Source organism: Stenotrophomonas sp. P5_B8 (assembly GCF_054049855.1).
Window position 1 is genome coordinate 1 of the sequence record NZ_JBFULO010000268.1, and the last position, 5226, is coordinate 5226.

Sequence of the window (5226 nt, forward strand, 5' to 3'; positions counted from 1 at the left end):
GCGCGGTAGAGAGCGCCCGAATCCAGGTAATGCCAGCCCAGGCGGCGTGCGACAATGCGGCTGACGGTCCCCTTGCCAGCCCCGGAAGGGCCATCGATGGTGAGCACGGAAGGAAGCTGGTTCATGGGTTTCCCGGTAGATTGGACCGCCCATTCTAGCCCCCGCCCAGGGCCGCTTGAGATTTTTTTGGTGCAACCACTTGAAAGGATGGAAAAAAGCCCGGTAGAATGGCGGGCTTGAACGGGCGTCACCTGCCGATTGTCATCTGCATATCGCGGCCGCGCTCCAACCGAATCCAACGTTTACGCCGAGGTATGCAATGAAAGTCCTGTCTTCCCTGAAGTCGGCCAAGTCCCGTCACCGCGATTGCAAGGTCGTTCGTCGTCGCGGCAAGATCTTCGTGATCTGCAAGTCGAACCCGCGTTTCAAGGCTCGCCAGCGCTGAGCCCAAAGGCATCACGACCCCCGGGTCGCGAGCTGCCTGAATAAAAAACCGCCTCCGGGCGGTTTTTTATTGCCGTTTTTTGCTGTAATCGCCGGGTAACTCACGACAGTTGGTCATGAGGCACGCCGTCGTGAGGCCTTCCGTATTCTTGACCACTGGGGAGTAGATCGAGATGAAGCGTTACCTGACCACCCTGCCGTTGCTTGCCCTGCTGGCCTGCGCCAGCGCCCACGCCGACACCCTGCTGATCGATCGCAGCCAGGAAAAGCCCGCCACCGCCCTGCCCGTCCGCGGCCAGAGCATGCAGCAGGTGCAGGCCCAGTTCGGCGACCCGGGCGAACGCCTGGACCCGCGCGGCGGGCAGAAGCGCCAGTGGCCGACGATCAACCGCTGGGTCTACCCGCAGTTCACCGTCTACTTCGAGAAGCAGAAGGTGATCGACGTGGTGGCCAACAAGGCCGACGCCAACGAAGTCGGCCCGAAGCCGCCGATCCGCTGACCCCATTCCTACTGCCCGCCACCCGGCGGGCCATCGCATCGAGACCATGAACGACACGCTCCGCTTTCCGGCCGAATGGGAAACCCAGTCCGCCATCCTGATCGCCTGGCCCCACGCCGACACCGACTGGGCCGACCGCCTGGGTGACGTCGAGGACACCTACATCGCCCTGGTTGCGGCCATCACCCGCTTCCAGCCGGTGCTGATCATCGTCGCCGACGATGACCTGGAGGCCTACGCCGATGCGCGCCTGCGCTCCAACCGGATCGACATGGACCGCGTTCGTTTCGTCACCGCGCAATACGACGACACCTGGCTGCGCGATTCCGGCCCGATCACGCTCAAGCGTGCCGACGGCGGCTTCCGCCTGCTCGACTTCCGCTTCACCGGCTGGGGCGGCAAGTTCGACGCGAGCCTGGACGACCAACTGGTCGGGGTGCTGCATGCGGCCGGCGTGTTCGCACCAACGGCCGAGGTGCAGAGCATTCCCTTCGCACTGGAAGGCGGCGGCATCGAAACCGACGGCGCCGGCACCCTGCTGACCACCTGGCAGTGCCTGCACGAGCGTCATCCGGACCGCGCGCGCGATTCGCTCAGCGCCGACCTGGCCAACTGGCTGCAGCAGGACCGGGTGCTGTGGCTGGACCACGGCTACCTGGAAGGCGACGACACCGACGCCCACATCGATACCCTGGCGCGCTTCGCGTCGGTGGACAGCATCGTCTACCAGGCCTGCGATGACAGCGGCGATTCGCACTTCGCCGAACTGCAGGCAATGGGCAACGAGCTGGCCGCGCTGCGCACGGCGCAGGGCACGCCGTACCGCCTGTTCCCGCTGCCGTGGGCGCAGCCGGTGATCGACGATGGCCGCCGCCTGGCCGCGTCCTACGCCAACTACCTGATCCTCAATGGCGCGGTGCTGATGCCGGCCTACGGCGATGTCGCCGACGAGGCCGCGCGTGCGGTGCTGGCCCAGGCCTATCCGGACCGCGAGATCGTGCCGGTGCCGTGCCGGTCGCTGATCTGGCAGAACGGCAGCCTGCACTGCATCACCATGCAGCTGCCGGAAGGGTTGCTGGCCTGACCCCTGCTGCAGGCCACGACCCACGGTCGTGGCCTGCAGCTCCTCTCCCTCGGCGCGCCTGGATGTCGGTAGAGCGGGCGGGCAGCGCGATCCAGGACCGTTGGGCGCCATGGATGGCGCCCACGAGCCCCCATGGATGGGTTCACGGCGTGTCCTGGATTGGGCTGCCCGTCCCGCCTGCCTGCGCAAACGACGCGCCGCCCTCTGCACCGTGCCCCGACGATGGCGGCAACGTGGCATCGCCGCCCATTTAGCGCACAGCACGCCGCGTGCACCCATCCGCGATAAACTGCGTTTTTCCCCCGCAGGACCGCACTCGGATGAGCTCACGCCACACCCTTTCCGTCGCCCTGATCCAGGAGCGCAACCACGGTGACGCCGCGGCCAACCTGGCCGTGATCGAAACGCGCGTGGCTGAAGCGGCCGCCCAGGGTGCCAAGCTGATCCTGCTGCAGGAACTGCACAACGGCGCGTACTTCTGCCAGCACGAGTCGGTGGACGAGTTCGACCTGGCCGAGCCGATCCCGGGCCCGAGCACCGAGCGCCTCGGCGCGCTCGCCAAAAAACATGGCGTGGTCATCGTCGGCTCGCTGTTCGAACGCCGTGCCGCCGGGCTGTACCACAACACCGCGGTCGTCTTCGAAAAGGACGGCACGCTGCTGGGCAAGTACCGCAAGATGCACATCCCGGACGACCCGGGCTTCTATGAGAAGTTCTACTTCACCCCGGGCGACATCGGCTTCAAGCCGATCGACACCTCGGTGGGTCGCCTCGGCGTGCTGGTGTGCTGGGACCAGTGGTATCCGGAAGCGGCGCGCCTGATGGCGCTGGCCGGCGCCGAGCTGCTGCTCTACCCCACCGCCATCGGCTGGGATCCGGAGGACCAGCAGGACGAGCAGGGCCGCCAGCGCGATGCGTGGGTGCTGAGCCATCGCGGTCATGCCGTGGCCAATGGCGTGCCGGTGCTGAGCTGCAACCGCGTCGGTCACGAAGCCTCGCCGCTGGGCGCCTCGGGCATCCAGTTCTGGGGCAACAGCCACGTGCTCGGCCCGCAGGGCGAGTTCATCGCCGAAGCCGGTGGCGAGCCCACCGTGCTGATCTGCGAGGTCGACCTGCAGCGCAGCGAACACGTGCGGCGGATCTGGCCGTTCCTGCGCGATCGCCGCATCGATGCGTACGGCGACCTGCTCAAGCGCTACATCGACTGATACCCAGGACCCCTGCCCCGTGACMGTGTCCCTGCGCGACGCCACCGACGCCGACATCCCCGCCATCACCGCGATCTACGCGGTGGAGGTGACCGATCTGGTCAACACGTACGAGTACGACGTGCCCGACGCGGCGGAGATGCAGCGGCGCATGCACGACATCGTCGGCCGCGGGTTTCCGTACATCGTGGCCGAGGTCGACGGCCAGGTGGCCGGTTACGCCTATGCCAACACCTATCGCGGGCGCATCGCCTACCAGTGGACCGTGGAAAATTCGGTCTACGTGGATGCGGCCTTCCAGGGCCGGGGCGTGGGCACGGCGCTGCTGCAGGGGCTGATCGATGCCTGCGTGGCACGCGGGTACCGGCAGATGGTGGCGGTGATCGGCGAGCCGACCAACACCGCCTCGATCAAACTGCACGAGCGCTTCGGTTTCCACACCGTCGGCATTTTCCGCGGCCTCGGCCGCAAGCATGGCCGCTGGCTGGACACCGTCCAGATGCAGCGCGCGCTCGGCGATGGTGCCGACAGCGCCCCTTCGAATGAATGAAATGACTGAACCCCAGATCGATGACACCGGCGACACCCTGTTCGCCGGCCARCCCGTGCGCGTGGTCGAACGCGACGGCGTGCGTTACACCCTGCTCGGCACCGCGCACGTGTCCCAGGCCAGCGTGGAGGCGGTGGAACGGGCGATCCGCAGCGGCCGCTTCGATGCGGTGGCAGTCGAGCTCGACGCGCAGCGCCTGCAGGCGCTGACCAACCCCGATGCGATGGCCAAGCTGGACCTGGTCGAGGTGATCCGCAAGGGCCGCGTGGCACTGTTTGCCGCCAACCTGGCGCTGGCCGCCTACCAGCGTCGCCTGGCCGAACAACTCGGCATCGAGCCGGGCGCCGAGCTCAAGCGCGCGGTGACCCTGGCCAACGAACAGCACCTGCCGGTGCATCTGATCGACCGCGAAGTCGGGCTGACCTTCAAGCGCGCGTCGCAGCGGCTGGGTTTCTTCGGCCGGATAAAGCTGGTGATGGGACTGGGCGCGGGCCTGTTCGCCTCTGAAGACGTGGGCGAGGAAGAGATCGAAAAACTCAAGCAGGGCGACATGCTCGAAGCGAGTTTCGGCGAATTCGCCAGCGAAAGTCCGGCGCTGTACGAGACCATCATCGGCGAGCGTGACCGCTACATGGCCACCCGCCTGCGCGAAGTGCACGACCCTGCGCAGCGCGAGGTGCTGGCGGTGGTCGGCGCCGGCCACCTGGCCGGGCTGGCGAAGTATCTGGAAACCGATACCGATGCGCCGGGTCCCTTGCGCGAATCGCTGGAAGAAGTGGCGAAAAAGCGCAACATCCCGTGGATCACCCTGACCATCCTGGCGATCGTGCTGGCGGGTATCGCAGTCGGCTTCTACCRTGGCGGCATGGGCGTGGGCGGTGAGTTGCTGCTGACCTGGGCGATGTACACCGGTGGCCTGGCGGGCCTGGGGTGTCTGCTGGCCGGCAGCCATCCATTGAGCATCCTGACCGCGATCGTGGTCGCCCCGTTCAAGCCGTTCCGCCTGAGCATTCCCACCGGTGCCTTCGCGGCGCTGGTGGAAACCCGCCTGCGCAAGCCAGCGTACGAGGATTTCCTCAAGCTGCGCGACGATGCGCAGAGCGTGAGGGGCTGGTACCGCAACCGCGTCACCCGCGTGGTGCTGACCTTCATGCTGACCAACCTGGGCAGCATGCTGGGACTGTGGCTGACCGGCTTCCAGGTGTGGGGGAAGGTGGCGGGGTAATTCCCTGCGCCGAGGCGGATCGAAGGGCCACGCAATGCGTGGCCTTTTTTTGGCTCTTCGCCCCCTATGCGGGGCAAGCAGAAGCGTGCGTTGACTTCTTCCAGGCGCGGCGGTCGGTGGGTCGGGCGCTGGGCGCCCATGCCCTTTCCGGCGACGCCCCCGGCGTCGGCCTGCGGCCGCCACCTCCTCCTTTATTTCGCCTCCAAGGGAATGGG

General features: G+C 66.9%; 7 protein-coding genes. 6 read left to right on the forward strand and 1 reads right to left on the reverse strand.

Annotated features, from left to right (window positions below; all coding sequences use genetic code 11):
- Positions 1–125 (reverse strand): (d)CMP kinase (locus ACXJKH_RS14040; RefSeq protein ID WP_457320149.1); only part of this gene is annotated, 125 nt, incomplete at its 3' end.
- A gap of 194 nt (positions 126–319) precedes the next feature.
- Between ACXJKH_RS14040 and ykgO the strand changes: the two genes are divergently transcribed.
- The 6 genes from ykgO to ACXJKH_RS14070 all read left to right on the forward strand — a co-directional run bounded on the left by ykgO (position 320) and on the right by ACXJKH_RS14070 (position 5011).
- The gene (gene ykgO / locus ACXJKH_RS14045; RefSeq protein WP_017355593.1) at positions 320–445 is read left to right on the forward strand and encodes a type B 50S ribosomal protein L36; all 126 of its coding nucleotides are present in this window, start codon (positions 320–322) and stop codon (positions 443–445) included.
- Positions 446–617: 172 nt separating this feature from the next.
- Positions 618–944, forward strand: coding sequence for a hypothetical protein (locus ACXJKH_RS14050; RefSeq protein WP_256773971.1), 327 nt, complete (start codon positions 618–620; stop codon positions 942–944).
- Between the two features lie 46 nt (positions 945–990).
- Positions 991–2028, forward strand: coding sequence for an agmatine deiminase family protein (locus ACXJKH_RS14055; RefSeq protein ID WP_256773972.1), 1038 nt, complete (start codon positions 991–993; stop codon positions 2026–2028).
- A gap of 320 nt (positions 2029–2348) precedes the next feature.
- Positions 2349–3236 carry a carbon-nitrogen hydrolase gene (locus ACXJKH_RS14060; protein WP_256773973.1) on the forward strand — a complete coding sequence of 296 codons (888 nt, stop codon included), beginning with the start codon at positions 2349–2351 and terminating at the stop codon, positions 3234–3236.
- A gap of 19 nt (positions 3237–3255) precedes the next feature.
- On the forward strand, positions 3256–3786 hold the full coding sequence (locus ACXJKH_RS14065; RefSeq protein WP_312236950.1) for a GNAT family N-acetyltransferase: 531 nt from the start codon (positions 3256–3258) through the stop codon (positions 3784–3786).
- Complete coding sequence (locus ACXJKH_RS14070) at positions 3779–5011, forward strand: TraB/GumN family protein (RefSeq protein WP_457320147.1); 1233 nt, start codon at positions 3779–3781, stop codon at positions 5009–5011. The genes ACXJKH_RS14065 and ACXJKH_RS14070 overlap by 8 nt, the downstream gene beginning before the upstream one ends.
- The last annotated feature ends 215 nt before the right edge of the window (positions 5012–5226 follow it).